The organism is Stenotrophomonas sp. YJH_SMC_106-19, from assembly GCF_059368375.1.
In genome coordinates, this window is the sequence record NZ_JCAFRQ010000001.1 from 1,202,347 (window position 1) to 1,228,771 (window position 26,425).

Genomic DNA, 26,425 nt, shown 5'->3' on the forward strand with positions numbered 1-26,425 from the left:
GCGCCGGCGTCAGGTCGGGCAGGATCGCTCCCGCCCCTCCCGGATCAGGCCTTCTCGGCCATCTTCTTGGCCTTCTCGACCGCTTCTTCGATGCCGCCGACCATGTAGAACGCCTGCTCCGGCAGGTGGTCGTACTCGCCATCGACGATGGCCTTGAAGCCACGGATGGTGTCCTTCAGCGGCACGTACTTGCCCGGCGAACCGGTGAACACTTCGGCCACGTGGAACGGCTGGCTGAAGAAGCGCTCGATCTTGCGGGCGCGCGACACGGCCTGCTTGTCTTCTTCGGACAGTTCGTCCATACCCAGGATGGCGATGATGTCCTTCAGTTCCTTGTACTTCTGCAGGGTCTGCTGGACGCGCTGGGCGGTGTCGTAGTGCTCGTGGCCGATGACCAGCGGGTCCATCTGGCGGCTGGTGGAGTCCAGCGGATCGACGGCCGGGTAGATACCCAGCGAGGCGATCGAACGCGACAGGGTCACGGTCGAGTCCAGGTGGGCGAAGGTGGTCGCCGGCGACGGATCGGTCAGGTCGTCCGCGGGAACGTAGACGGCCTGGATCGAGGTGATCGAACCGTTCTTGGTCGAGGTGATGCGCTCCTGCAGGACGCCCATTTCCTCGGCCAGGGTCGGCTGGTAACCCACGGCGGACGGCATACGACCCAGCAGTGCCGACACTTCGGTACCGGCCAGGGTATAGCGGTAGATGTTGTCGACGAACAGCAGCACGTCCTTGCCCTTGCCGTTCTCGTCCTTCTCGTCGCGGAAGTACTCGGCCATGGTCAGGCCGGTCAGCGCGACGCGCAGGCGGTTGCCCGGCGGCTCGTTCATCTGGCCGTACACCATCGCCACCTTGTCGAGGACGTTGGAGTCCTTCATTTCGTGGTAGAAGTCGTTGCCCTCACGGGTACGCTCACCCACGCCGGCGAACACGGACAGACCGCTGTGCGCCTTGGCGATGTTGTTGATCAGTTCCATCATGTTGACGGTCTTGCCGACGCCGGCGCCGCCGAACAGGCCGACCTTGCCGCCCTTGGCGAACGGGCACATCAGGTCGATGACCTTGATGCCGGTTTCCAGCAGCTCGGTGGCCGGGGACTGGTCTTCGTACGACGGTGCCGCACGGTGGATTTCCCAGTTGTCGCTGGCAGCGACCGGGCCGGCTTCGTCGATCGGACGGCCCAGCACGTCCATGATGCGGCCCAGGGTGCCGGCGCCGACCGGCACCGAGATGCCACGACCGGTGTTGGTGGCGACCAGGTTGCGCTTCAGGCCATCGGTGGAACCGAGGGCGATGGTACGCACCACGCCGTCGCCCAGCTGCTGCTGGACTTCAAGGGTGATTTCGGTGTTGTCGACCTTCAGTGCGTCGTACACCTTCGGCACCGACTCACGCGGGAATTCGACGTCGACGACCGCGCCGATGATCTGAACGATCTTGCCCTGACTCATTGCTGCATCCTCTAAATGTGTGCTTTGAACGAACGCGGTCAGACTGCTGCCGCGCCGCCGACGATTTCGGAGATTTCCTGGGTGATCGCTGCCTGGCGCGCCTTGTTGTAGACGAGCTGCAGCGTACCGATCAGCTTGTTGGCGTTGTCGCTCGCCGCCTTCATCGCGACCATGCGTGCGGCATGTTCGGAGGCGACGTTTTCCAGCAATGCCTGGTACACCAGCGACTCGATGTAACGCGTCATCACGTGCTCGAGCACGGTCGCGGCATCGGGTTCGTACAGGTAATCCCAGTCGTGGTGCGCGACCTGCTTCTCGGCCGCCGGCAGCGGCAGCAGCTGATCGAAGCTGGCCTTCTGCGTCATGGTGTTCACGAAGCGGTTGTAGACCAGGTACACGCGGTCGACCTTGCCTTCAGTGAAGGCGTCGAGCATGACCTTGATCACACCGATCAGCGATTCCAGCTTCGGCACGTCGCCGATGTGGGTCACGCTGCCGACCATGTTGACCTTGACGCGGCGGAAGAAGGTCGATGCCTTCTGGCCGATGGTCACCAGATCCACTTCCGCACCCTTGTCCTGCCATGCCTTGGCTTCGCCCAGCATCTTGCGGAACAGGTTGTTGTTCAGGCCGCCGGCCAGGCCGCGATCGGAGGAGATCACGATGAAACCGACCCGCTTGACCTGCTCGCGCTCGACCAGGAACGGATGCTGGTAATCGGTGCTGGCCTGCGCCAGGTGGCCGATCACCTGCTTCATCGCCTGCGCGTACGGACGCGAGGTCTTCATCCGATCCTGCGCCTTGCGGATCTTGGAGGCCGAGACCATCTCCAGGGCGCGCGTCACCTTGCGGGTGTTCTGCACGCTCTTGATCTTGGTTTTGATTTCGCGTCCGCTTGCCATCTCTTGTTTCCCGTGGCGCGGGGCTGATGCCCCGCGTTGTTCAACGGTGGAACGGGGCCAGGCCCCGTTCCCCATGCGCTGTTACCAGCTGCCGGTGGTCTTGAAGTCGGCGATGCCCTTCTTGAAGGCACCTTCGATATCGTTGTCCCAGCCACCGGTGGCGTTGACCTTGTTGATCAGCTCGCCCTGGGTGTTGGCGAAGTGGGCGTGCAGGCCCTCTTCGAACGCCAGCAGCTTGTTGACCGGCACGTCGTCGAGGTAACCCTCGTTGACGGCGTAGATCGACAGCGCCTGGTTGGCGATCGACATCGGCGCGTACTGCTTCTGCTTCATCAGCTCGGTGACGCGCTGGCCACGTTCCAGCTGCTTGCGGGTGGCTTCGTCCAGATCCGAAGCGAACTGCGCGAACGCAGCCAGCTCACGGTACTGGGCAAGCGAGATGCGGATGCCGCCCGACAGCTTCTTGATGATCTTGGTCTGCGCCGAACCACCGACGCGCGACACCGAGATACCGGCGTTCACGGCCGGGCGGATGCCGGCGTTGAACAGGTCGGTTTCCAGGAAGATCTGGCCGTCGGTGATCGAGATCACGTTGGTCGGAACGAAGGCGGACACGTCGCCGGCCTGGGTTTCGATGATCGGCAGCGCGGTCAGCGAACCGGTCTTGCCGGTGACCTTGCCTTCGGTGAACTTCTCGACGTACTCCTCGGACACGCGGGCAGCGCGTTCCAGCAGGCGCGAGTGCAGGTAGAACACGTCGCCCGGGTAGGCTTCACGGCCCGGCGGGCGCTTCAGCAGCAGCGAGATCTGGCGGTAGGCAACGGCCTGCTTGGACAGATCGTCGTACACGATCAGCGCGTCTTCGCCGCGGTCCATGAAGTACTCGCCCATGGTGCAGCCCGAGTAGGCGCTGATGTACTGCATCGCAGCCGATTCGGACGCGGTGGCGGCCACGACGATGGTGTGGGCCAGGGCGCCGTTCTCTTCCAGCTTGCGCACGATGTTGGCGATGGTCGATGCCTTCTGGCCGATCGCAACGTACACGCACTTGATGCCGGTGCCCTTCTGGTTGATCACCGCGTCGATCGCCATGGCGGTCTTGCCGGTCTGGCGGTCACCGATGATCAGCTCGCGCTGGCCACGGCCGATCGGGATCATCGAGTCGACCGACTTGTAACCGGTCTGCACCGGCTGGTCGACCGACTTGCGCCAGATCACGCCCGGAGCAACACGCTCCACCGGAGCGGTCACGTCGGTGCCCAGCGGGCCCTTGCCGTCGATCGGCTCGCCGAGCGCGTTGACGACGCGGCCCAGCAGTTCCGGACCGACCGGCACTTCCAGGATGCGGCCGGTGGTCTTGGCGACGTCGCCTTCGCGCAGGTGCTCGTAGTCACCCAGGACCACGGCGCCGACCGAGTCGCGCTCCAGGTTCAGGGCCAGGGCGAAGGTGTTGTTCGGCAGTTCGATCATTTCGCCCTGCATCACGTCGGCCAGACCGAAGATGCGCACGATGCCGTCGGACACGCTGGTCACGGTGCCTTCGTTGCGCGATTCCGCGGCCAGCTTGACCTTCTCGATGCGGTTCTTGATCAGTTCGCTGATTTCGGAGGGGTTGAGCGTGGTTGCCATCGTCAAGTCCTAGTGCCGGCAGCGGGGCCGGACGTTAAATGAATTCAGTTAGCGAGCGCGGTCTGCAGGCGGGCCAGCTTGCCCTTCAGCGAACCATCGATGACCACGTCGCCGGCGTCGATCACGGCGCCGCCGATCAGCGAGGCATCGACCGCGGTGGTCACATCGACCTCGCGGTTGAAGCGCTTGCGCAGCGCGACCTTGATCGCGTCCAGCTCGCCGGCCGACAGTTCGGCGGCCGAGGTCACGGTGGCCTTGACCACGTGCTCGGCTTCGGCGCGCAGGGCGTCGAACATGCCGGAGATCTCCGGCAGCAGCGGCAGACGATGCGATTCGGCCAGGATGGCCAGGAAGCGCGAGAAGCTTTCGCCGTGGGTCGCCGGCGCCAGCAGGGCGACAGCGTCGTCACGACCGAGCTCCGGGTTGGCGAGCAGGGCCGCCACGCGCGGGTCGGCGGCGACGTGGGCGGAGAACGCCAGGGCGTCCGACCACGGCGCGAACGCGCCTTCGTCGCGCGCGGTCGCGAACGCGGCGCGGGCGTACGGGCGGGCAAGCGTGAGGGCCTGGCTCATCCTTAGATCTCCGAGGCCAGCTCGTCGAGCAGCGCCTTGTGGGCGTTGGCGTCGATTTCGCGCTTGAGCAGCTTTTCGGCACCGGTCACGGCCAGCGCGGACACCTGCTTGCGCAGATCTTCACGGGCACGGTTGGCGGCGGCGTCGATCTCAGCCTGGGCCAGTTCCTTCTGACGGGTGGCTTCGGTGATCGCTTCGGTACGGGCTGCGTCGACGATCTGGTTGGCGCGCGCGTGGGCCTGGTCGATGATCTCGTTGGCCTTGGTGCGGGCTTCCTTCAGCGCTTCGTTGACCTTCTCCTGCGCCTGGGCCAGATCTTTCTGGCTGCGGTCGGCAGCAGCGAGGCCTTCAGCAATCTTCTGCTGGCGCTCTTCGATCGCGTTCATCAGCGGCGGCCAGATCTTGGTCGCGATGATCCAGATCAGACCAGCGAAGGCGAGCGCCTGCGCAAGAAGGGTGAAATTGATATTCATGGTTAGCTCGATCGCTGGTTTCGGGGTGGACGCGCCGCCGGGGCGGCGCATCCGGCCTTCATCCGAAACCGGGTGCATCAGCACCCGGTCGTCTCAAACCGCTGTATCAGCCGGCCAGAGCCTTGGTGACGGCACCGGCGAAGGCGGCCGACAGCGGGTTGGCGAAGGCCAGCAGCAGGCCGACGGCGACCGAGATGATGAACGCGGCGTCGATCAGGCCGGCGGTGATGAACATGCGGACCTGCAGGACCGGGATCAGTTCCGGCTGGCGGGCGGCCGACTCCAGGAACTTACCAGCCATGATGGCCAGACCCAGACCGGCGCCCAGCGCGGCCAGGCCGATCATGATGCCGACGGCGAGGGCGGTGGAGCTCTGAATCTGCGCGAAGTTGGTCAGGACGGCGAAGTACATGGTTATCTCCAGGAACTTAAGTTGCTAAGGGTGATGAAACGGATGAAGGTTGAAACGCGTTGAAGCTTGAAACTCAGTGAGCGTCTTCCGACAGGCTCAGGTACACGATCGACAGCATCATGAAGATGAAGGCCTGCAGCGGGATCACCAGCAGGTGGAACAGCATCCAGCCGAGGCCGAACGCACCACCGGCAATGGCGCCGAAGAAACCGGCACCACCCAGCACCCAGATCAGCAGGAACACGATTTCGCCGCCGAACATGTTGCCGAACAGTCGCATCGCCAGGGAGATCGGCTTGCTCAGCCACTCGACGATGTTGAGGATCAGGTTGAACGGCATCATCCACTTGCCGAACGGAGCCGTCAGGAACTCCTTGATGAAGCCGCCCAGTCCCTTGGACTTCAGCGCGAAGAACAGCATCAGGAAGAACACGCTGATGGCCATGCCCAGGGTGGCATTGACGTCGGCGGTCGGCACCGGCTTCCAGTAATGGATGCCCGCCAGCTCCAGCGGCTTGGCGATGAAGTCGGCCGGGATCATCTTGATGAGGTTCATCATCAGGATCCAGAAGAAGATCGTGATGGCGATCGGCGTGACCAGCTTGCTCTTGCCGTGGTAGGTGTCCTTGGCCTGGCGGTCGACGAACTCCAGGCAGATCTCCACGAAGGCCTGCCACTTGCCCGGCACGCCAGCCGTGGCCTTGCGGGTGCCCAGCCAGAAGGCGACCACGATCACCAGGCCCATCAGGACCGCGGTGAGGAAGGTATCGACGTGGATATGCCAGAACATCCCGTCGCCGTTGCCGACCGGTGCGGTCAGGTTCTGCAGGTGATGCTGGATGTAGCTGGTAGGGGTTAGAGCCTCGCCCGCCATGTGTCCGGAACCTTAGTTAATTGAATTCTGTCAACGCCTGGCCATCGCCAGGACCTGGAACATCAAGCCGACGGCGATACCGGCCAACAGCGCCAATGCAGGCAGCTTGAAGACCAGGAACCCCACCAGCAGGACGCCGAAAACGACTACCCACTTCGCCACGATCGCAATGATCAGCCGTGCCATTGCCGACCCCGCAGCCAGGGCACCCCCGCCCAGCGCCATCCGTGCCGCGACCCAGCCACCGGCCGAGATCGCCACGCCGGATGCCAGGGCACCGAGCGCGTACTTCGGCCCTACCAGCAGGAAGGCCAGGGCCAGGACAGCCACTGCGGCCAGCGGGTAGACCGCGGCGCGCAGCATCAGTCGCCGACCCGCTTCAACGGAGTTCAGCACAGGACGTCCCGCGTGGTTGCAAGTGGAGGGCTGAGGCGGCTACAGCAGGGGGGCCTCATCGAGCCGCCAAATTATAGCAATGGGACAATTTGCGAGACAACCGCTGCCTGTTCATCCCGGAAGGGCGCAAGTTGCGGTAACGGTTACATTTTTGCGCGCCACCCAAGGGACAATGACGTCCACATGATGCTGCGGTGCAGCGTATTGAACTTTGGTCGCACGCCTGGGAACTTTCCGCGACCTTGCCGGTCCGACCTTCCGACCTGCCTGCAGCAACCTCGTCGACGCTTCGCCCCGCAGGTCCACGATGGCCCCGAAGCCCGGCTCCGGGGCCATCCTTTTTCATGGTCGTGACAGCGCTGAACCGTGCACACGCCATCGACCATACGTTCACGCATGGTGGACGAGCGCGTCCTGCACAGTGGGCTTCATTCTGATGAACCACTGCAAGGACTCTTCGATGCGCTCCGTCCCCACCCTGCTCGCCCTCTCCCTGCTTGCCGCCGGCGCATCGTTCGCCAGCGCCGCCCATGCCGCCGAAGGCGATGACCGTTTCGCCCTGCGCCTGGGTGCGATGAACATCGATTCGGACAACACGCTGCGCGGCAACACCACTGTCGCCGGCCAGGACGTCGGTTTCTCGGAAGATTTCAAGCTCGGCGGCAAGGAATGGGAACCGCGGGTAGACGGCATGTTCCGCCTCAGCGACCGCCAGCGCTTCCTGTTCAACTACTTCAAGTACGACAAGGACCGGCGCGAGACGCTGGGCCAGGACATCTCCTTCGGCGGCGTCAACGTGCCGGCTGACAGCTTCGTCAAGGCCGAGCTGAAGTACCAGGTGGCCAGCCTGGTCTACGACTACTCCGTTGTCGACACCGACACCTTCGATCTGGGCCTGCAGCTGGGTGCGGAGTACGCCAAGGTCAGCACCAAGGGCTATGCGGACCTGGGCACCGTGTATGAAGGCCAGTTCCTGGACGAGAAGACCGACGGTGTGGCACCGGTGGTCGGTGCACGCCTGAGCTTCACCCCGTCCGAGAAGTGGATGATCACCCTGCAGGGTCAGTACCTCAACACCCGCTGGGGCAGCTTCGACGACTACAAGGGTGACCTGAGCCGCGCCAATGCCATCGTCGATTACCGCCTGACCAAGAACTTCGGCCTGTTCGCCGGCTACGACTGGTTCAAGCTGGATGCGGACAAGAAGGGCAGCGACGGCACCATCGGTCTGAAGCAGGAATTCAAGGGCCCGGTGGCCGGCGTCAGCTTCGTGTTCTGATTCCTGCCCCTTCCATCGCACTCTCTCCTGGCGCGGCCTCCGGAACATCGGGGGCCGCGTTTTTTTGTGCTGCTTTGTCCTGCCGGGGTAAAAGCGGCATGGTCGAAGCGCTGGAGGGAGAGGGGGCTGCATGCGAATGTCCCCCGGCGCCGACCTGCGGCCGTCACCTCCTCCTTTACTTCGCACGCAGCCCCCTCTCCCTCCGCGTGTCAGGCCTCCACGCGTCTGATGAAGTGGCGCTGTGGCTGGACCGTCCGCAAGTCGAGCCGCTGCGTGAGTGGCAGGCGTTTGGACAAAGTAAAGGAGGAGGCGACCGCCGCAGGCGGACGGCGGGGGACATTTATCCAAGCGCCTGCCGCTCACGCAGAGGCCCGGACGCTCGCGATCGCACATGCCGCAATCGCAGGATCGCGGGCGCGCAGGAGGAAAAGGAGGCTGCGTGCGAATGTCCCCGGCGCCGGCCTGTGGCCGTCACCTCCTCCTTTACTTCGCACGCAGCCCCCTCTCCCTCCGCGTGCCAGGCCTCCACGCGTCTGTTGAACTGGCTCTGCTGGAGCGTCCGCACGCCGAGCCGCTGCGTGGGTGGCAGGCGTTTGGACACAGTAAAGGAGGAGGCGACCGCCGCAGGCTGGCGACGGGGGACATGTGTCCAAATGCCTGCCACCCGCGCAGCGGCCCGGAAGCTCGCGACCACAGTCACCGAAGCCACAGAAGCCACCAACAAAAAACCCGGCTTTCGCCGGGCTTTCCGTTTCACCGGGCATGGCCCGGCGCAAGCGCCTTACTTCTTCTTCGGCATGTACAGATCGGTGATCGTGCCGTCGTAGATTTCCGAAGCCATCGCCACCGATTCACTCAGCGTCGGATGGGCATGGATGGTGTGGCCGATGTCTTCAGCTTCCGCGCCCATCTCGATCGCCAGACCGATCTCGGCCAGCAGGTCACCGGCATGCACACCGACGATCGCGCCACCGATGATGCGGTGGGTCTCTTCGTCGAAGATCAGCTTGGTGAAGCCCTCGGTGCGACCGATGCCGATCGCGCGGCCACTGGCCGCCCACGGGAACTTGGCCACGCCGACCTTCAGGCCCTTGGCCTTGGCCTCGGTCTCGGTCACGCCCACCCAGGCGATCTCCGGATTGGTGTAGGCCACCGACGGAATCACGCGGGCCACCCACTCCTTCTTGTGGCCGGCCGCCACCTCAGCCGCCAGCTTGCCCTCGTGCGTGGCCTTGTGGGCCAGCATCGGGTTGCCGACGATGTCACCAATGGCGAAGATGTGCGGCACGTTGGTACGCATCTGCCGGTCAACCGGGATGAAGCCACGCTCGGTGACCTGCACGCCAGCCTTCTCGGCATCGATCTTCTTGCCATTCGGCGAACGACCCACGGCGACCAGCACGCGGTCGAAGGTCCCCTGCGCCAGCGCCGGCGACTGCCCTTCCTCGGCCGCCTCGAAGGTCACGGTGATGCCCTTGACATCGGCGGTGACGCCCGACGCCTTGGTCTTCAGGTGAACGTCGATGCCCTGCTTCTTCAGGCGGTCAGCCAGCGGCTTGACCAGGTCCTTGTCGGCGCCCGGCATCAGCTGGTCCATGAATTCGACCACGGTAACCTTGCTGCCCAGCGCACCGTACACGGTCGCCATTTCCAGGCCGATGATGCCGCCACCGACAACCAGCAGCGAACCCGGCACTTCGGCCAGCTCCAGCGCGTCGGTGGAATCCATCACACGCTTGTCGCCCCACGGGAAGTTAGGCAGCTTCACCGCCTGCGAACCGGCGGCGATGATGCACTTCTGGAAGCGCAGCAGCTGCGTGCTGCCGTCAGCGGCGGTGATCTCCAGCTCGTTGGCCGACAGGAACCGACCGACACCCTGCACGTTGCGCACCTTGCGCTGCTTGGCCATGCCAGCCAGACCCTTGGTCAGCTGGTTGACGACCTTTTCCTTGTACTGGCGCAGCTTGTCCAGCGTGATCGTCGGCTTGCCGAACTCCACGCCGAAATCGCCGGCATGGGCGACTTCATCGATGACCGCCGCCGCATGCAGCAGTGCCTTGGACGGAATGCAGCCGACGTTGAGGCAGACGCCGCCGAGGCTGGCGTAGCGCTCGACCAGTACCGTATCCAGGCCGACATCGGCTGCGCGGAACGCGGCGGTGTAGCCGCCCGGGCCGGAGCCCAGCACGACCATCTCGCATTCGATGTCGGCCGGCTTGCCGCTGGCCAGTGCCGGCTTCGGTGCGGCCGGTTCGGCCGGGGCACGATGCGACGGGGTCACCGGCGGCTTGCTGGCCGGGGCGGCGGCCGCAGGCGCAGGTGCGGCTGCCTTGGCCGGGGCCTCGGCGGCTCCTTCGGTGTCCAGCAGGACCACCACGGCCCCCTCGGACAGCGTATCGCCGAGCTTGACCTTCAGTTCCTTGACCACACCGGCGGCCGAGGACGGCACTTCCAGCGTGGCCTTGTCCGATTCCAGGGTCACCAGGCCCTGGTCCTTCTTCACCGTATCGCCGACGGCGACCAACACTTCGATCACCGGCACATCGCTGTAATCGCCGATGTCGGGAACCTTGACTTCAATCGTGGCCATGGTGGTTTTCCTCATGCCCGGCCGGGGTGGCCGGCGGGCTGTCACTGCGTTTCGTCAGGCGGCCGCGCCAAGGGCGACGGCCACACGGTGGGGGCGAAGCGGGTGCCTTACAGCAGCACGCGACGCATGTCGGCCAGTACCTGCGACAGGTACGTGGTGAAGCGTGCGGCCAGGGCGCCATCGATGACGCGGTGGTCGTAGCTCAGCGACAGCGGCAGCAGCAGCTTCGGTGCGAATTCCTTGCCATTCCAGACCGGCTGGATGGAGGACTTGGACACGCCCAGGATGGCCACTTCCGGCGCATTGACGATCGGGGTGAACGCGGTGCCACCGATCCCGCCCAGCGAGCTGATCGAGAAGCAGCCGCCACTCATGTCGGCCGGGCCCAGCTTGCCGTCGCGCGCCTTCTTGGCCAGCTCGCCGGTTTCCTGCGCGATCTGCACCACGCCCTTCTTGTCGACGTCGCGGATCACCGGCACGACCAGGCCGTTCGGCGTATCGGCGGCGAACCCGATGTTGAAGTACTTCTTCAGGGTCAGGTTCTCGCCGCTGGCGTCCAGCGAGGCGTTGAACTCCGGGAACTTCTTCAGCGCTGCGGCGCTGGCCTTGATCAGGAAGGCGAGCATGGTCAGCTTGATGCCGGCCTTCTCGTTCTCCTTGTTCAGTGCCACGCGCAGTGCTTCCAGATCGGTGATGTCGGCCTGGTCGAACTGGGTGACGTGCGGAATCATCGCCCAGTTGCGGGCCAGGTTCGCGCCGGAGATCTTCTTGATGCGCGACAGCGGCTGCACTTCGGTCTCGCCGAACTTGCTGAAATCGACCTTCGGCCACGGCAGCAGGTTCAGCCCACCGCCTGCGGCGGCAGCGGTGCCGCCCGCGGCCGGAACGCCACCACTGAGCGCGGCCTTGACGAATTTCTGCACGTCACCCTTGGTGATGCGCCCGCCCTTCTCGGTACCGCTGATCTGCAGCAGGTCCACGCCCAGCTCGCGGGCGAACACGCGCACCGCCGGGGTGGCATACGGCACCTTGGCCGGCAGCACGCCATCGGCGTTGAACTGTACGGGCGGGCTGGACGGAGCGCCGGCCGACGCGATCTCACGAGCCGCCAGCTTGTCCGGCTGGGCGGGCACAGCGACCGGCTCGACCTTGGTGGCGGTCTCGGCAGCGGCCGGGGCCGCCGCAGCCGCTTCGCGGGTCGGCGCCGGCGCAGCAGCACCCTCGGCTTCGATGATGGCCACCACATTGCCCTGCGACAGGGTGTCCCCCACCTTGACCTTCAGTTCCTTGACCACACCGGCCACCGAGGACGGCACTTCCATGGTCGCCTTGTCGCTTTCCAGCGTGACCAGGCCCTGATCCTTCTTGACGGTGTCGCCCACGGCGACCAGCACTTCGATGACCGGGATGTCGGTGTAATCGCCGATGTCCGGCACCCGGGCTTCAACCGCACCGCCACCGGCAGCCGGGGCGGCCGGCGCGGCAGCCGCCGGGGCCGGGGCGCTCTGGGTGGCAGCCGCCGGGGCAGCGGCCTTGGCCGGGGCCGGGGCCGGGGCCGGAGCGGCCGGAGCGGCCGGCGCTGCGGCCTCGTCTGCCGCCACTTCGATCAGCGCCACGACCTTGCCCTCGGACAGGGTGTCACCCACCTTGACCTTGATCTCCTTGACCACACCGGCCACCGAAGACGGCACTTCCATGGTCGCCTTGTCGCTTTCCAGCGTCACCAGGCCCTGGTCCTTCCTGACCGTATCGCCAACGGCGACAAGCACCTCGATTACCGGGATATCGCTGTAGTCACCGATATCGGGGACAAGTGCTTCCTTGATTTCGGCCATGGGGATAACTCCGGCAATCTGGTGTAGGGAAACGTCTATTGTGCGGCCAGCGGGGGCCAGCGCCAACCGTTACAGGTGTTTTCAGTACGCACGCAGCCGGGACACGCTGTTGCCCATGGGGCGCAGGCACCTCCAGTGGGTAGCGTATTGTCCGCACGATGTCCGCTTCATGTCGCCAGTGCATCGGCCACCGGCTGCCAGGCCTGACGCAGGCGCTGCAGCGACCAGGCCGCATTGGCCGGGCTGGTCGAGGGCAGCGCCAGCACACGCGGTGGCGCCCCCAGGACAGGCAGCACCCAGCGCTGGAATGCCTGCATCGACGCAGCACCATTGCAGCCGATCAGCTGCAGCTCAGGCAGCAGGGCGATCAGTTCCGGCAGCGCGTTGGCCACTTCCGTGCCACGCACGATGTCCGCATCCAGGCTGCCCCGGCGCTCGCATCGGCCGATCACATCCCACACCCCGACACCGGCGGCGTTCAGCGCGCGCATGCGTTGCGGATAGGGCAAACCAGCGTCAAAGCCGCAGATATCGGACATGAGCGGCCAGAAACGATTGCGTGGATGCGCGTAGTACTGGCCAGCGTGCAGCGACGCAGCACCCGGCATCGAACCAAGCAGCAACACGCGCGATCGCGTGTTCACCTGCGCGAGCAGGCCGGTGCAGAGCGTTGGCGCGCTCACGGTTTGTGCAACTGCATGAACATTCCTCCAGAGCAAAAACCCCATGAAAACAGGCTTTTCGAACTCATCGCTGAACAGAGCGAACTATTTTTTAACGCGCGTCGGATTCGATTCATGTTGAGGCGACTACGGTGTGCTCGCCCCGCAACCGGGGGCCCAAAAACAAGAAACATTAGGAGATACCCCCATGCGCTCCATCCGTATCCTGAGTCTCGCCCTGCTGACCTCCGCCGCCTTCGCGCCGGCCGCTTTCGCCCAGGACAGCAGCACCACCGACACCGCCTCGGGCAAGCATTTTGCCGTGGTTGGCGGCGTCACGCTGCTGCAGCCGAAGAATGATCCGATCACCGGCGTCAAGAAGCTCGATGGCGGCCCGGCGCCGACCGTCAGCTTCAGCTACTACGTCAACGACAACTGGGCCGTTGAGCTGTGGGGCGCTGCCGACAAGTTCGATCACCGCGTCAAGGGTCCGGGCAACACCCGCCTGGGCAGCGTCGAGCAGCAGCCGGTCGCGCTGAGCGGCCAGTACCACTTCGGCCAGGCCGACAACGTGTTCCGCCCGTTCGTGGGCGTGGGCTACTTCCAGTCGGCCTTCAGCAACGAATCGCTGGCTGACGGCAGCAGCTCCGACATCCGCCTGAAGGATGCCAAGGGCGTGATCGGCACCGTCGGCGTCGACATGAACATCAACTCCACCTGGTTCGCCCGTGCTGATGCCCGCTACATGCGCGCCCGCCCGGACGTGAAGGTTGGTGGCGAGAAGATCGGCGAAGCCAAGCTGGATCCGTGGACTGTCGGCGTGGGTATCGGCGCCCGCTTCTAAGCACCGTCTGCTTCACTGTCTGTACGCGACGGGCCCTTCGGGGCCCGTCGTCGTTTTCGTCACCCGCGTTCTGTGTAGAGTCGGGCCGTGCTCGACTGCTTTTCTCCGGACGTCGAGCAGGGCTTGACTCTGCAAAGGACGGAAGGCCGGTGATCGTGATGGACAACATCGACCTGCTGGTGATCGGAGGTGGCATCAACGGCGCCGGCATCGCGCGCGATGCCGCAGGCCGCGGCCTGCGCGTGCTGCTCTGCGAGCAGCACGATCTTGCGTCACATACCTCCAGCGCCAGCAGCAAGCTGGTCCATGGTGGGCTGCGCTACCTGGAACAGGGCGAGTTCGGCCTGGTGCGCAAGGCGCTCGGCGAACGCGATGTGCTCCGCAGGCAGGCGCCCTGCCTGGTCCGGCCGCTGCGCTTCGTGCTGCCCTGGGAACCCCACCTGCGGCCACGCTGGATGCTGCGGCTCGGCCTGTGGCTGTATGACCACCTCGGCCATCGCGGCGCAGCGTTTCCGGCTTCGCGCGCACTGCACCTGCCACACGACCCGTTGGGCACGTGGCTGTCGCCATCGTTGCACCAGGCCTTCAGCTATGCCGACGCGCAGGTGGACGATGCACGCTTGGTCCTGCTCAACGCGCTGGATGCCGCGCAACGCGGTGCCCGTGTGCAGGTCCGCACCCGCTGCGTCGAACTGCACGGCGAGCAGGGCCACTGGCGGGCGGTACTGGTCGATGCAGCGGGACAGCATCAGACGGTGCATGCACATGCCGTGGCCAACGCGGCCGGTCCCTGGGCCGGAGGCCTGCTGCAACGCATGCAGGCGCGCAGCGGCACACCGGCCCTGCGCCTGGTGCAGGGCAGCCACATCGTGCTGCGCCGGCCCTGGCCCGATGACAGCGCCTGCCTGCTGCAGCAGCCCGACGGACGGGTCGTATTCCTGCTGCCCTTCACCCACGACCACCTGCTGGTGGGTACCACCGACACCGACTATCAGGGCGATCCGGCGCGCTGCCACGTGCTGCCTTCGGAAGTGACATACCTGTGCGAGGCGGCCAACCGCTATCTGCGCCAGCCGATCACGGCGACGGAGGTGGTCTGGCAGTTTGCCGGCGTGCGCCCGCTGCTGGCCGACCCGGATCCGCGCGCGGCACGACTCAGCCGCGACTATCGCCTGCAGTTGCAGGTGCAGGGCGCGCCCGCCGTGCACGTGCTGGGGGGGAAGCTGACCACCTACCGCGTTCTGGCCGAAGAAGCGCTGGATCTGCTGCGGCCCCACCTGCCGCAGATGGGGCCGGCATGGACGGCAGCCGGGACGCCGCTGCCGGGCAGCGACTGGGGCGATGCCGTGCAGGCACGCTCTCACCTGCGGAGACTCGCACCGTGGTTGCCTGAGGACACCACGCGGCGCTGGGCCGAGGCCTATGGCAGCCGCAGCACCGAGCTGCTGCACGGGGTGCAGGGCATGGACGATCTCGGCGAACACTTCGGCGGCGGGCTGCACGCCCATGAGGTCGTGTTCCTGCGCGATCACGAATGGGCGCATACCGCCGAGGACATACTGTGGCGGCGGAGCAAGCTGGGACTGCGGCTGGACACCGCACAGGTGGCACGCCTGCAGGACTGGTTGGAGGAACAGCAGCACCAGGCCATGCCCGGCCGATCGCGGTGACACCCGGCATGGCCCGTCGCTGCCGATGCAGTAGGATTTCCCCATCGCTACCGGAGACGCCGCATGACGCCCCGCTACGTGCTGGCCATCGATCAGGGCACCACCAGTTCGCGCGCGATCCTGTTCGATCACGCCGGCGACATCGTCGGCAGCGCGCAACGTGAGTTCGCCCAGATTTTCCCGCAGCCCGGTTGGGTGGAACATGACCCGCGCGAGATCCTCACCAGCGTCTACGCCACGCTGACCGAGCTGCTCAGCCGCGAACAGATCGACCCGCGCCACATCGCCGCACTGGGCATCACCAACCAGCGCGAGACCACCGTGGTCTGGGAACGCGCCACGGGCCAGCCGATCCACAACGCCATCGTCTGGCAGTCCCGGCAAAGCCAGGCCATCTGCGAGCGGTTGCGCTCGCAGGGGCACGAAGCGCTGATCCGTGAACGCACCGGCCTGCTGATCGATGCCTACTTCTCGGCCACCAAGGTGCGCTGGATCCTCGATCACGTGGAAGGCGCACAACAGCGCGCCGAGCGTGGCGAACTGCTGTTCGGCACCATCGACAGCTGGCTGGTCTGGAATCTCAGTGGCGGCCAGGCACACGTGACGGACTACAGCAACGCCGCACGCACGCTGCTGTTCAACATCCACACCCTGGACTGGGACGACGAGCTGCTCGCGCTGCTGGACATTCCGCGCGCCATGCTGCCGCAGGTGCGTGACTCCAGCGCGGTGTACGCGCACACCCGGCCGCAGTTCTTCTTCGACCACCCGATTCCGATCGCCGGTATCGCTGGCGACCAGCAGGCCGCGCTGTTCGGCCAGGCCTGCTTCCAGCCGGGCATGGTGAAGAACACCTACGGCACCGGCTGCTTCATGCTGATGCACACCGGAACGCAGGCCGTGCGTTCGCACAATGGCCTGCTGACCACCATCGCCTGGGGCCTGGACGGGCGCGTGGAGTATGCACTGGAGGGGTCGATCTTCATCGCCGGCTCGGTGGTGCAGTGGCTGCGCGACGGCCTGCGCATGATCGATCGGGCCAGCGACAGCCAGGCGCTGGCCGCGAAGGTCGGCGACAGCGCTGGCGTCTATCTGGTGCCGGCGTTCGTGGGCCTGGGTGCGCCTTACTGGCGCAGCGACGTGCGTGGAGCGATGTTCGGCCTGACCCGGGGCACCAGCAGGTCGCACTTCGTGCGTGCAGCATTGGAAGCAATGGCTTACCAGACCCGCGATGTACTCGATGCCATGCAGTCCGATGCTGGCATCGGCCTGAGCGAGCTGCGCGCCGACGGCGGCGCGATCGGCAACGACTTCCTTGCCAGCTTCCAGGCCGACATTCTCGGCGTTCCGCTGCTGCGGCCACGGCTGACCGAGACCACGGCGCTGGGCGCGGCCTACCTGGCCGGGCTGGCGGTGGGATTCTGGGAAAGCCGTGAACAGATCGCCGCGCAATGGGGACTGGACCGCCGTTTCGAGCCGCAGATGCCGGCATCACGGCGCGAGACGCTGTATGCCGGGTGGCAGCAGGCGGTCGCCGCCACCCTGGCCTTCCACGTCGATTGAGGGCGGCAGCGCCGGGCCATGCCCGGCGAATCAATCCCCAATCCGCCGGGCATGGCCCGGCGCTACCCCAACATCAGAACGCCGGCAGCACGGCACCCTTGTACTTGGTCTCGATGAACGTCTTCACCTGTGCGCTGGTGAGCGCCTTGGCCAGCTTCTGCACGCGCGCATCATCCTTGTTGTCGGGCCGGGCCACCAGGAAGTTCACGTACGGCGAGTCCTTGCTTTCGATCGCCAGCGCATCCCGGGTCGGGTTCAGACCCGCATCCAATGCATAGTTGGTGTTGATCAGGGCCAGGTCCACCTGATCCAGTACGCGGGGCAGCATCGCCGAATCCAGCTCGCGGAACTTCAGCTGCTTCGGATTGGAGACGATGTCGCGCTGGGTTGCCAGCGCATTGGTCGGATCCTTCAGCTCGATCACACCGGCCTTGTGCAGCAGGATCAGCGCCCGGCTGTTGTTGCTCGGATCATTCGGGATGACCACATCCGCGCCTTCGCGCAGTTCGGCCAGCGACTTGATCTTGCGCGAGTATGCGCCGAACGGCTCGATGTGCACGCCGATCACCGTCACCAGATCGGTCTTGCGGTCGCGGTTGTAGGCGTCCAGGTACGGCTCGGTCTGGAAGTAGTTCACGTCCACCTGCTTCTGCACCAGCTGGTCGTTGGGCTGCACGTAGTCGTTGAACACGCGCACGTCCAGTTCCACGCCTTCCTGTTTGAGGATCGGCTTGACCACCTCGAGGATTTCGGCGTGCGGCACGGCCGTGGCGGCCACCACCAGCTTCTGCGAAGGCTCGCCGGACTTGCCGCAGGCGGTCAGGGCCAGCGCAGCGGCGAGCAGGGGCAGCAACAGGGTCTTCTTCATGGGCGGAATGATTCTCGGGGGGAGGTCAGGATCTATCGTAGTTGCTCAGGGCCAGCTCGAGCAGTGCCTTGGCCTGCTCGCGCAGCATCGTCGGTTCGACGATCTCGGCATCCGAGCCGTAATGCAGCACATCCATCAGCAGTTCGCGTGACACGCTGTAAGGCACTTTCAGTTCATAGCGGCCGTCGGCCAGGAAACGGCCCTGCTGCTTGGAATGCCAGTGCTCATCGGCGACCCAGCGCGCAGCCTTGGCGCTGAACAGGATGGTGGCCCAGCCCTTCGGCGCACCGGAGAAAATGCCGTAGCTGGCACCCAGCTGCTCGTCCAGTTCGCTGTCGGCCACGTCACGGGCCGTGTGGTCGATCACCCGCGCCTTGTGGATCCGGTCCACCGCGAAGCTGCGGAGGGCCTCGCGGTCGTGGTCCCACGCATCGAGGTACCAGTTGTCGCGGTAGTGGGTCAGGCGCTGCGGCGAAACAGTGCGCTTGGTCGGTTCGTCGGTGGAACGGGCGCGGTACTCGAAGCCCAGCTGGCGCCGCTCGAGCACGGCCGAAGCCACGCTGCGGAAGCTGCCTTCGTCGAATTTGCGGCCGCGATGCGGAATGACCCGCACCCGGTCCACCGGCCAGCTGGAGACCCCCGCCTGCGCGGCCAGCAGGCTTTCGATGCGCTGCTGCAGCGGTGCCAGCACCGAAGACAGCACGCCCCCGCCGGTACGGGCCAGCAGGTGCTGCGATGCCAGCAGGGCATGCAGCTCCTCCGAGCTGAGCCAGAGGCCGGGCAGTTCGAAGCGGTCGCTTTCGTCGGCGTGGTAGCGGAAGCCGGCCTCACCATCGCCCTCGATCGGCGCCATCAGCGCGTCGCGCAGGAACGCCAGGTCGCGGTAGACGGTGGCACGGGAACAACCGAGCTTGTCCTGCAGGGTCGCCACCGTCACCGGATAGCGCGCGGACTTGAGCAGACGATGCAGGGCGGTGATGCGTTCGTATCGGTCCATGCCCCCGATTATGTCCGAGTCGCGGGTCTTGTGTGGGGGGTTTGGGCTATCGTGGGCGCCCCGCCCTCTGCGAAAGCCCTCCCATGCGCCGGTTGCCCGCCCTGCCCCTGCTGGCCTGCCTGCTGCTGGCTGCCTGTGGTCGCCCCCCAGCGCCGTCCGGCGGCGACGCGGTCGTTCCGCAGGCCGACCCGGCGCAGGCGGTACTGGCCGCCAGCCAACGGTTCGCCGCCCTGCGCAGCTTCCACGCGGAACTGGAAGTGCTGGGTACGCCACAGCCGGTCCGCAGTGCGATGGACTTCGTGGCCCCGGACCGATTCCGGGTACAGACGGCGGCCGGTGCACAGACCATCATCGGTGACACGATGTTCCTGCAGGCCGACGGGGCCATCCGCCAGGTGCCGACGCCGCCCGGTCTGCTCGAGCAATGGCGGACGCCGCTGCCGGCCGACGTCGCGCCCGCGGCGCTGCAGGCCGAGGATCTGGGCAGCCAGACGCTGGACGGGGTCCAGACCCGCCGCTACCGGCTGCGTGGCGCCGGCCCCGGCGAGCGCCTGGAGTACTGGGTGGATGGGCAGGGCCTGCCACGCCAGATCGTGCGCAGCGGCAGCAGCAACGGCAAGGTGTTCCAGCTGCGCCTGCGCTATTCGCGCTTCAACGACCCCTCCCTCCGCATCGAGCTGCCCTGAATGGGGAGCGGTGACAACGCCTGCTGAAGCGGCCAGCGCCATGGGGCGGACGGCCATCACGCTTCCAGTATCATCACGGGTTGTTAACCGCTTCGGAGAAGCCTCGATGTCCCTGCGCGTGTCCCTGCTGATTCCCCTGCTGCTCTGCGCCCCGCTGGCATACGCGCAGGATGCATCCGAACTGGCGGCGATGTCCTCGCCCTGGAGCGGCAGCGGCGGCGAGCTCGGCTTCGCCTCGGCACGCGGCAACAGCAGCACCGAGAGCTTCAACGGCCGCCTGCGCCTGCGCTACACCGACGGTGACTGGGTGCACAGCATGGACCTGTTCGGCCTGCGTTCCAGCTCCAAGGTGACCGAGACCAACGACGACGGCACCACCACCCGCCGCAACAACACCACCGCCAACCGCTACACCGGCAGCGCCGGCAGCGCGCTGCAGCTGGGCGAGCACCGCCAGCTGACCGCCACGGTGCGTACCGAGCGCGATGACTTCGCCACCTACGACCGCCAGAGCTCGTTCGGTCTGGGTTACGGCACCCGTCTGTGGAGTACCGAGCGCTTCTATTTCGATGCCCAGGTCGGCCCCGGTGTGCGCCGCACCCACAGCACCGAGGATGATCGCACCCGTACCGGGCTGATCGGTCGTGGCCTGTTCGACATGAAGTACTCGCTTACCGAGAACACCGATCTGGTCAACACGCTGCTGGTCGAATCGGGGTCGTACAACACCTTCGGCCAGAACGATTTCGGCCTGTCGGTGAGCATGAATGAACACCTGGCCTTGAAGGCCGGCTGGCAGGCCCGCTACAACAGCGACGTCGCGGTGGACAAGCGCAAGACCGATACGCTGACCACCATGAACGTGGTCTACAAGTTCAAATAAGCGAAACGGGCGCCTGGCGCCCGTTCTCTTTTCTGTTCCGCAGCGCCTGGCCGAGGAAATCGGCCGGGTCAGGCGTTCAGCAGCTCACCCGCCCCGCCATCGAGCAGCCTCTGCGCCACGCGCTGGCCCAGCGCGTCCGGGTCGCTGGCCGGGCCCACGCCTTCGGCGCGCACCGCACGGCCATCGCTGGCGCTGCCGACCAGCCCCTGCAGGTGCAGGTCCTGCCCCTGCCACTGCGCGATCGCCGCCACCGGCACATGGCAGCTGCCATGCAGCGCGCGGTTCATTGCCCGCTCCGCTTCCACGCAGGCGCGCGTCGCGGCGTCATCGAGCACAGCGAACAGGGCCATCAGCGGCGCATTGCTGCCATCGCACTCCACGGCCACCGCGCCCTGCGCCGGCGCCGGCAGCCAGTGCGGCGGCTGCAGGCGCAGCACGATCCGATCGCCCAGTCCCAGGCGCTCCAGCCCGGCGACGGCCAGCACGATGGCGTCGTAGCCCCCGTTGTCGAGCTTGGCCAGGCGCGTATTGACGTTGCCACGCAGGTCCAGCAGTTCCAGGTCCGGGCGCAGCGCACGCAGCTGGGCCTGGCGGCGCAGCGAGGACGTGCCGACGCGCGCGCCGATGGGCAACGCATCAAGCGAGGCATAGAGGTTGGAGACGAAGCCGTCGGCCGGGTCATGACGGGGCAGCATGGCCGGCAGCACGAACGGCGCATCCAGTTCCATCGGCACATCCTTCAGCGAATGCACGGCGCAGTCGGCGTCGCCGCGCAGGATGGCCAGCTCCAGTTCCTTCAGGAACAGGCCCTTGCCACCGATGGCGGCCAGCGAGCGGTCGAGCACTTCATCGCCGCGCGTGCTCATCGGAACCAGCTCCACGTGCAGGCCGGGATGGGCCTGGCGGAGGCGGTCGGCGACGTGTTCGCTCTGCCAGAGGGCGAGCGGGCTCTTGCGGGTGGCGATGCGGACGGTTTCCATCCGGTCATTATCGCGCCTTCGGCGCGGATACGGCCAACGGCGGAGCCCCTCGTGGCTGGCTGGGGACAAGGCTGAAGCAACAGCCGTGCTTGGCCGGGCGGGATGGGCTGCGCAGGGGCCGCTGCAAGCACGTCCATGTAAGCTCGGTCGCCGCATCCATGCGGCTCACGCCCCTGCGCAACCCACCCCGCCCGGCCTCTGACAGTTTCCGTGTGCGCCAGCCACGGAAGATCAAAAGAAAGAAGCAGAAGCAACAGCCAGCGGCTCTCGGGGTCAGATCCCTTTTCCTGCGGAAAAGGGATCTGACCCCTCTCTCCCACCCGATAACACGTTGCCGTCCGTCACCGGGAAATTCGCGAGGGTGAGTCGGACACTCACAGATGCCGCAGTTCCTGCTTCAGCGTCGCCACACAGCGGCGGCTGACCTCCAGCGGCTGCTTGCCATGCCGGAGCACCGCCTGCACCTGCCCGCCCACGCCACGACGCAGTTCCACCAGTTCGTGCCGCGCCACCAGACAGTTGCGGTGGATGCGCACGAAGCGGCTGGCGAATTCCTCCTCCAGCGACTTCAGCGACTCCTCGATCAGGTCCTCACCACGCGCGTGGTGCACCACCACGTACTTTTCCTCGGCCTGCAGGTAATGGATGTCATCCAGTGGAATCAGCCGCAGGCTGCCCCGCAGCCGGGCGCACAGCATGCTGCGTGCCTGTTGCCCCGCGTCGTGCTGTGGCTGCCCCCCGCGCCCGGCCAGAAAGGTCCGTGCGCGCGCGATGGCCGCTGCCAGCCGCTCGGCACGCACCGGCTTCATCAGGTAGTCGATGGCCGCCGCTTCGAATGCCGACAAGGCATGCGCGTCGTAGGCCGTACAGAACACCACCGCCGGGCGTGGCTCGAAGCTGGCCAGGTGACGGGCCGCTTCCAGCCCATCCAGTCCGGGCATCGCAATGTCCAGCAGCACCAGGTCCGGCTGCAGTTCCGCGCAGGCGTGCAGGGCCTGCTCGCCGTTACCGGCCTCGGCCACCACGTCCACCCCCTCCTGCGCGGCCAGCAGGCTGCGCAGGCGCTCGCGCGCCAGCGGTTCGTCATCGGCGATGACTACCCTCACGATCGTTCCCTCACTGGATCGGCACCGTCACCTGGCAGGCATAGTAGCCCTCGCTCCAGCCGGCCGTCATCCGTGCGGCACTGCCGAAGCGCCACGCCAGGCGATGGCCGATGCTGTGCTGGGCATGCCCGGCGCCGCGTGCCAGGGCCAGCCCCGGCATCTGTGGATCGGGAGCGGGATTGCGTACGCGGATGTGCAGCTCGTTGCCTTCGCGCGCCACGTGCAGCTCGACGGTGCCACCTTCCGGCAACCGCGAAATGCCATGCAGCACCGCATTTTCCACCAGGGGCTGCAACACCAGCCGCGGCAGCGGCTGCTCCCACGGCAGTGGCTCGTCACGCTGCCAATGCACCTGCAGGCGCTCTCCCAGGCGCAGCGACTCGATCGACAGGTAACGCTCGGCCAGCTCGCATTCGGCCTGCAGGGTGGAGTCTCCATCGCCCGCCCCCAGCGCCGCGCGGAACAGATCGGACAGGTCCAGCACGGCGCGTTCGGCCACCGCCGGATCACGATGCAGCAGACTGGCGATCAGATTCATGCTGTTGAACAGGAAATGCGGACGGATCCGGGCCTGCAGTGCATCGGCCTGTGCACGTGCGTTGGCCTGCACCTGCGCGGCCCAGCGGTCGCTCACGTAGAAGTAGCGCAGGGCCAGCGCGCTGATCAGTGCGCTGGTGGCCGCACTGCCAAGGGTGAAGCGCCAGAAGCTGATGCCACGGGCGAAGCTGTCGCCCAGCACGGCATACAGCGCGTGGATAATGCCCGCGCAGACCACGGCGATCAGCGCCGCCAGTGCGATCGCCGCAGCGGCGCCCAGCAGCGGTGGCAGCCTCGACAGCGCCTGCCGCAGCATGCACAGGCTGGCGGTCACCGCCAGCGCCAGCCAGAGTGCGAAACCGCTGGCCGAAAGCAGCTCGCCCACCGTCCAGTGACGGCTGCCATCGGGGGCCAGGGCCAGCAGCACCACCACCAGCTCGGCCAGGCCGAGCATCGCCGCCAGCCGCCGCAGGCGGCACAGTTCCGGCATCCAGGGAGGCGTGCTGGCCGGTGACATGGGTCAGGCGACGCCCAGGCGTTCCTGCAGCCAGTCACCCAGGGCATCGATCTCCTCGGCACAGACCTGGTGCGCCATCGGGTAGCTGTGCCACTGCACCTGCAGGCCCAGCGCGCGCAGCGCCTGCGCGCTGTGTGCGGCTACCGCCTGCGGAATGACCGGGTCGCCGCTGCCGTGGGCCATGAACACCGGCACGTCCACTGCGGTAGCCACGCGCTCGGCGCTGTCCGCGTCGGGCAGGTAGGTGGACAGCGCGATCAGCCCGGCCAGCGGCGCCGTGCGCGACAGCGCGGCGGTAAGAATGATCGCGCCCCCCTGCGAGAAGCCGGCCAGGAAGATCTGCTCCGGCGTGATGCCCCGCTCGATCTCGCGGGCGATCAGGGCCTCTACCTGGGCCACCGATTCGCGCACGCCGGCCATGTCGGCGCGGGAACGGAAATCCATGCCGACGATGTCGTACCAGCCGCGCATCGGCACGCCGTTGTTGATCGTGATCGGCCGCACCGGGGCGTGCGGGAACACGAAGCGCAGCGCCGGCCAGTGCGGACGCACCAGCTCCGGAACGATCGGGGCGAAGTCATGGCCATCGGCGCCGAGGCCGTGCAGCCAGATCACCGACCACTGCGGCGAGGCGCCGGTTTCCTGTTCCACCGTTTGCAGCATGTTGCGGCTCCTTCAGATGCGAGCCGCATTATGCCGCCGGTGTGGGGCGATCAGTACAGCGGTGGCTGTTCGGCCGCTTCCCGGCGCAGCTGCGCGGCGCGTACCAGCACCGGCGGCGGAATGTTCTCCTCGGGGATGTCGAGCAGGCCCAGCCGGTGCAGGAACGCACCGGGACCGCGCGACGAGGTCAGTGCGACCACCGGGATGGCCAGCACCATGCCGATCACCACCGGCGCCATCCATGCCGCCAGCGACGGCGAGACCAGCCAGGCCAGCACGCCCATGAAGGCGCCGAACAGGCCCAGGCCGCCGTAACCGCGCACCAGCGCCATCCAGGAAATGCCACCGTCGTCGCGCTGCTGGGCGTCCCACCCCGAGTCGCGTCCGGACAGCACTTCGGCCACGCCGCGGGACTGCACATACATGACCACCGGCGCCATCAGTGCCGCCAGCACGGTCTCCACCAGCATCGACACGAAGGCACGGAACGCACCGCCGCAGCCACGACGATCCACCGGGTCCAGCAGCATCGCCAGGTAGCCCAGCACCTTGGGCATCAGCAGTACCGCCATGGTGGCGGCGAACAGGCGCACCACCTGCTGCTCGTCCTGCGCGCGCCAGTACACGCCGGGCGCCAGGTGCAGCACGGCATTGAAGTCGATGCCTTCCTGGAACAGCGGGATGGCGATGCCGATCAGCATCAGCATCGCCCACATGGGCGCAGTGAAGTAGTGGCCGATGCCGATCAGCATGTGCATGCGGCTGATCCAGTGCAGGCCGCGGCTGCCGACCACCTTGCCGTGCTGCAGGTTGCCCTGGCACCAGCGGCGGTCGCGCACCAGCAGGTCGGTCAGGGTCGGCGGGCCTTCCTCATAGCTGCCCCCCAGGTACGGCACCATGTGCGCGGCCCAGCCGCCACGCCGCATCAGCGCGGCTTCGACGAAGTCGTGGCTGAGCACGTGGCCGCCGAACGGCTTGCGCCCAGGCAGCGATGGCAGGCCGGCATGGTCGGCGAAGGCACGGGTGCGGATGATGGCGTTGTGGCCCCAGTAGTTGCTTTCAGCGCCGTGCCACCAGGCCACGCCCCGGGCGATCACCGGCCCGTAGACGCGGCCGCCGAACTGCTGCATGCGGGCGAACAGGGTGCGTCCGCCGATCACCGACGGCAGGGTCTGGATCAGGCCGACGTCAGCGTTGTGTTCCATGCCGGCCACCAGGCGCACGATGCTGTCGCCGGTCATCAGGCTGTCGGCGTCCAGGATCAGCATCTGCGGGTAGGCCCCGCCGAAGCGGCGCACCCAGTCGGCGATGTTGCCCGCCTTGCGGCCGCTGTTGTCGCCACGACGGCGGTAGAACAGCCGCACGCGGCCGTCGGGCACCTGCTCGCGGAGCTCGGCGAAGACCTGCTCTTCGGCCCGCGCGATATCGTCACGGCGGGTGTCACTGAGCACGAAGAAGTCGAAACGCTCCAGCTGGCCGGTGGCCGCCACCGATTCGTAGATCGCACGCAGGCCGGCCAGCAGCCGGCGCGGATCCTCGTTGTAGGTCGGCATCAGCAGCGCCGTGCGGCTGTGCACGGTGGGCAGCGGCTTGTCCGGATCAATGCCCAGGCGATAGCCACGGTCGAACACGGCGGTGAGGAAGCCTGCCACCGCGCTGGCGAACGACAGCGCGATCCAGGCGAACAGGCCCACGAACAGCACCAGCAGGCAGGCTTCGAGCACGCTGATGCCGTTGACCGACAACACCCGCCACATCATCCGGGTGGCCGCTGCGGTCATCACCAGCGTGCCGCCCAGGATGTACAGCCGACGCAGGCCGATCAGGCGTGGCGAGGTGCGGTGCCGGCGCACCCTGAGCTGCCCTTCGCGCAGGGTCTGCTCGGGCATCGGCAAGGGCACTTCGGCAGGCAGCAGCGCCCAGCCGGCGTCAGGCCCGGGCGATTCCGCCTCCGCATGGATGGTCTGCACCCCCATCGGCGCCTACTCCGCGCAGTCGGCATGGCCGGCCGTCCCGGCCAGGCTGCATGCACGAAG

24 protein-coding genes are annotated in these 26,425 nt (G+C 66.6%); 6 read left to right on the top strand and 18 right to left on the bottom strand.

All coding sequences use genetic code 11. From position 1 onward, the window contains the following. Positions 1–44 precede the first annotated feature (44 nt). The 8 genes from atpD to AC5P5M_RS05360 all read right to left on the bottom strand — a co-directional run bounded on the left by atpD (position 45) and on the right by AC5P5M_RS05360 (position 6,709). Complete coding sequence (gene atpD, locus AC5P5M_RS05325; protein WP_049429233.1) at positions 45–1,451, bottom strand: F0F1 ATP synthase subunit beta; 1,407 nt, start codon at positions 1,449–1,451, stop codon at positions 45–47. Positions 1,452–1,489: 38 nt separating this feature from the next. Further along, a complete protein-coding gene (atpG, locus tag AC5P5M_RS05330; protein ID WP_053518734.1) occupies positions 1,490–2,353 on the bottom strand; it encodes a F0F1 ATP synthase subunit gamma in 864 nt (287 codons plus the stop codon). 81 nt (positions 2,354–2,434) lie between these two features. After that, positions 2,435–3,982: a F0F1 ATP synthase subunit alpha gene (atpA, locus tag AC5P5M_RS05335; protein WP_053518735.1), complete on the bottom strand. Its 1,548-nt coding sequence runs from the start codon at positions 3,980–3,982 to the stop codon at positions 2,435–2,437. Positions 3,983–4,026: 44 nt separating this feature from the next. Further along, a complete protein-coding gene (locus AC5P5M_RS05340; protein ID WP_053518737.1) occupies positions 4,027–4,554 on the bottom strand; it encodes a F0F1 ATP synthase subunit delta in 528 nt (175 codons plus the stop codon). Between the two features lie 2 nt (positions 4,555–4,556). Then, positions 4,557–5,027 carry a F0F1 ATP synthase subunit B gene (locus AC5P5M_RS05345; protein ID WP_053518738.1) on the bottom strand — a complete coding sequence of 157 codons (471 nt, stop codon included), beginning with the start codon at positions 5,025–5,027 and terminating at the stop codon, positions 4,557–4,559. 106 nt (positions 5,028–5,133) lie between these two features. Then, positions 5,134–5,439, bottom strand: a complete 306-nt coding sequence (gene atpE, locus AC5P5M_RS05350; RefSeq protein WP_005411133.1) for a F0F1 ATP synthase subunit C — start codon at positions 5,437–5,439, stop codon at positions 5,134–5,136. Between the two features lie 73 nt (positions 5,440–5,512). Then, positions 5,513–6,313, bottom strand: coding sequence for a F0F1 ATP synthase subunit A (gene atpB, locus AC5P5M_RS05355; protein WP_053518739.1), 801 nt, complete (start codon positions 6,311–6,313; stop codon positions 5,513–5,515). A 30-nt stretch (positions 6,314–6,343) separates the two neighbouring features. After that, the gene (locus AC5P5M_RS05360; RefSeq protein ID WP_180876808.1) at positions 6,344–6,709 is read right to left on the bottom strand and encodes a hypothetical protein; all 366 of its coding nucleotides are present in this window, start codon (positions 6,707–6,709) and stop codon (positions 6,344–6,346) included. 460 nt (positions 6,710–7,169) lie between these two features. On the opposite strand from AC5P5M_RS05360, the gene AC5P5M_RS05365 reads away from it, so the two are divergent. Continuing rightward, positions 7,170–7,988, top strand: coding sequence for a hypothetical protein (locus tag AC5P5M_RS05365; RefSeq protein ID WP_053518741.1), 819 nt, complete (start codon positions 7,170–7,172; stop codon positions 7,986–7,988). A gap of 781 nt (positions 7,989–8,769) precedes the next feature. Here the strand turns inward: AC5P5M_RS05365 and lpdA are convergent. The 3 genes from lpdA to AC5P5M_RS05380 form a co-directional block, all read right to left on the bottom strand. After that, positions 8,770–10,578: a dihydrolipoyl dehydrogenase gene (gene lpdA, locus AC5P5M_RS05370; RefSeq protein ID WP_495205629.1), complete on the bottom strand. Its 1,809-nt coding sequence runs from the start codon at positions 10,576–10,578 to the stop codon at positions 8,770–8,772. A gap of 107 nt (positions 10,579–10,685) precedes the next feature. Continuing rightward, entirely contained in the window at positions 10,686–12,413 is a 1,728-nt protein-coding gene (gene aceF / locus AC5P5M_RS05375; RefSeq protein WP_495205630.1) for a dihydrolipoyllysine-residue acetyltransferase, read from the bottom strand. A gap of 167 nt (positions 12,414–12,580) precedes the next feature. Next, positions 12,581–13,096: a DNA-deoxyinosine glycosylase gene (locus tag AC5P5M_RS05380; protein WP_495205631.1), complete on the bottom strand. Its 516-nt coding sequence runs from the start codon at positions 13,094–13,096 to the stop codon at positions 12,581–12,583. 187 nt (positions 13,097–13,283) lie between these two features. On the opposite strand from AC5P5M_RS05380, the gene AC5P5M_RS05385 reads away from it, so the two are divergent. The 3 genes from AC5P5M_RS05385 to glpK all read left to right on the top strand — a co-directional run bounded on the left by AC5P5M_RS05385 (position 13,284) and on the right by glpK (position 17,152). Continuing rightward, entirely contained in the window at positions 13,284–13,919 is a 636-nt protein-coding gene (locus AC5P5M_RS05385) for an OmpW/AlkL family protein (protein WP_053520322.1), read from the top strand. Positions 13,920–14,077: 158 nt separating this feature from the next. Then, entirely contained in the window at positions 14,078–15,589 is a 1,512-nt protein-coding gene (glpD, locus tag AC5P5M_RS05390; RefSeq protein WP_495205632.1) for a glycerol-3-phosphate dehydrogenase, read from the top strand. Positions 15,590–15,652: 63 nt separating this feature from the next. Beyond that, positions 15,653–17,152, top strand: a complete 1,500-nt coding sequence (gene glpK / locus AC5P5M_RS05395) for a glycerol kinase GlpK (RefSeq protein ID WP_277381102.1) — start codon at positions 15,653–15,655, stop codon at positions 17,150–17,152. Positions 17,153–17,225: 73 nt separating this feature from the next. Here the strand turns inward: glpK and AC5P5M_RS05400 are convergent, their stop codons facing one another. Beyond that, positions 17,226–18,020 carry a MetQ/NlpA family ABC transporter substrate-binding protein gene (locus AC5P5M_RS05400; protein WP_053520324.1) on the bottom strand — a complete coding sequence of 265 codons (795 nt, stop codon included), beginning with the start codon at positions 18,018–18,020 and terminating at the stop codon, positions 17,226–17,228. Positions 18,021–18,045: 25 nt separating this feature from the next. Then, entirely contained in the window at positions 18,046–19,017 is a 972-nt protein-coding gene (locus AC5P5M_RS05405; RefSeq protein WP_053520325.1) for a helix-turn-helix transcriptional regulator, read from the bottom strand. Between the two features lie 83 nt (positions 19,018–19,100). On the opposite strand from AC5P5M_RS05405, the gene AC5P5M_RS05410 reads away from it, so the two are divergent. Together AC5P5M_RS05410 and AC5P5M_RS05415 are read left to right on the top strand one after the other, a co-directional pair. Next, on the top strand, positions 19,101–19,703 hold the full coding sequence (locus AC5P5M_RS05410) for a LolA family protein (protein ID WP_065175203.1): 603 nt from the start codon (positions 19,101–19,103) through the stop codon (positions 19,701–19,703). A gap of 106 nt (positions 19,704–19,809) precedes the next feature. Next, positions 19,810–20,586 carry a DUF481 domain-containing protein gene (locus AC5P5M_RS05415; RefSeq protein ID WP_065175204.1) on the top strand — a complete coding sequence of 259 codons (777 nt, stop codon included), beginning with the start codon at positions 19,810–19,812 and terminating at the stop codon, positions 20,584–20,586. Positions 20,587–20,654: 68 nt separating this feature from the next. On the opposite strand, the gene hemC is transcribed toward AC5P5M_RS05415, so the two are convergent. From hemC to mdoH, 5 genes are all read right to left on the bottom strand, one after another. Beyond that, complete coding sequence (gene hemC, locus AC5P5M_RS05420) at positions 20,655–21,566, bottom strand: hydroxymethylbilane synthase (RefSeq protein WP_065181615.1); 912 nt, start codon at positions 21,564–21,566, stop codon at positions 20,655–20,657. 374 nt (positions 21,567–21,940) lie between these two features. Beyond that, entirely contained in the window at positions 21,941–22,672 is a 732-nt protein-coding gene (locus AC5P5M_RS05425) for a LytR/AlgR family response regulator transcription factor (protein WP_053517196.1), read from the bottom strand. Between the two features lie 10 nt (positions 22,673–22,682). Beyond that, positions 22,683–23,726, bottom strand: coding sequence for a sensor histidine kinase (locus tag AC5P5M_RS05430; protein ID WP_053517194.1), 1,044 nt, complete (start codon positions 23,724–23,726; stop codon positions 22,683–22,685). Positions 23,727–23,729: 3 nt separating this feature from the next. Then, complete coding sequence (locus AC5P5M_RS05435; RefSeq protein WP_065174484.1) at positions 23,730–24,389, bottom strand: alpha/beta hydrolase; 660 nt, start codon at positions 24,387–24,389, stop codon at positions 23,730–23,732. 50 nt (positions 24,390–24,439) lie between these two features. Further along, a complete protein-coding gene (mdoH, locus tag AC5P5M_RS05440; RefSeq protein ID WP_053517189.1) occupies positions 24,440–26,365 on the bottom strand; it encodes a glucans biosynthesis glucosyltransferase MdoH in 1,926 nt (641 codons plus the stop codon). Positions 26,366–26,425: the final 60 nt, after the last annotated feature.

Bases quoted from the DNA above. Each gene is read 5' to 3' on its own strand.
- AC5P5M_RS05365 (WP_053518741.1), top strand. From the start codon at position 7,170: ATGCGCTCCGTCCCCACCCTGCTCGCCCTCTCCCTGCTTGCCGCCGGC.
- AC5P5M_RS05340 (WP_053518737.1), bottom strand. From the start codon at position 4,554: ATGAGCCAGGCCCTCACGCTTGCCCGCCCGTACGCCCGCGCCGCGTTC.
- glpD (WP_495205632.1), top strand. From the start codon at position 14,078: ATGGACAACATCGACCTGCTGGTGATCGGAGGTGGCATCAACGGCGCC.
- AC5P5M_RS05385 (WP_053520322.1), top strand. From the start codon at position 13,284: ATGCGCTCCATCCGTATCCTGAGTCTCGCCCTGCTGACCTCCGCCGCC.
- glpK (WP_277381102.1), top strand. From the start codon at position 15,653: ATGACGCCCCGCTACGTGCTGGCCATCGATCAGGGCACCACCAGTTCG.
- atpD (WP_049429233.1), bottom strand. From the start codon at position 1,451: ATGAGTCAGGGCAAGATCGTTCAGATCATCGGCGCGGTCGTCGACGTC.
- mdoH (WP_053517189.1), bottom strand. From the start codon at position 26,365: ATGGGGGTGCAGACCATCCATGCGGAGGCGGAATCGCCCGGGCCTGAC.
- lpdA (WP_495205629.1), bottom strand. From the start codon at position 10,578: ATGGCCACGATTGAAGTCAAGGTTCCCGACATCGGCGATTACAGCGAT.
- atpB (WP_053518739.1), bottom strand. From the start codon at position 6,313: ATGGCGGGCGAGGCTCTAACCCCTACCAGCTACATCCAGCATCACCTG.
- AC5P5M_RS05345 (WP_053518738.1), bottom strand. From the start codon at position 5,027: ATGAATATCAATTTCACCCTTCTTGCGCAGGCGCTCGCCTTCGCTGGT.
- aceF (WP_495205630.1), bottom strand. From the start codon at position 12,413: ATGGCCGAAATCAAGGAAGCACTTGTCCCCGATATCGGTGACTACAGC.
- atpA (WP_053518735.1), bottom strand. From the start codon at position 3,982: ATGGCAACCACGCTCAACCCCTCCGAAATCAGCGAACTGATCAAGAAC.
- AC5P5M_RS05410 (WP_065175203.1), top strand. From the start codon at position 19,101: ATGCGCCGGTTGCCCGCCCTGCCCCTGCTGGCCTGCCTGCTGCTGGCT.
- AC5P5M_RS05400 (WP_053520324.1), bottom strand. From the start codon at position 18,020: ATGAAGAAGACCCTGTTGCTGCCCCTGCTCGCCGCTGCGCTGGCCCTG.
- hemC (WP_065181615.1), bottom strand. From the start codon at position 21,566: ATGGAAACCGTCCGCATCGCCACCCGCAAGAGCCCGCTCGCCCTCTGG.
- AC5P5M_RS05435 (WP_065174484.1), bottom strand. From the start codon at position 24,389: ATGCTGCAAACGGTGGAACAGGAAACCGGCGCCTCGCCGCAGTGGTCG.
- atpE (WP_005411133.1), bottom strand. From the start codon at position 5,439: ATGTACTTCGCCGTCCTGACCAACTTCGCGCAGATTCAGAGCTCCACC.
- AC5P5M_RS05430 (WP_053517194.1), bottom strand. From the start codon at position 23,726: ATGTCACCGGCCAGCACGCCTCCCTGGATGCCGGAACTGTGCCGCCTG.
- AC5P5M_RS05415 (WP_065175204.1), top strand. From the start codon at position 19,810: ATGTCCCTGCGCGTGTCCCTGCTGATTCCCCTGCTGCTCTGCGCCCCG.
- atpG (WP_053518734.1), bottom strand. From the start codon at position 2,353: ATGGCAAGCGGACGCGAAATCAAAACCAAGATCAAGAGCGTGCAGAAC.
- AC5P5M_RS05405 (WP_053520325.1), bottom strand. From the start codon at position 19,017: ATGGACCGATACGAACGCATCACCGCCCTGCATCGTCTGCTCAAGTCC.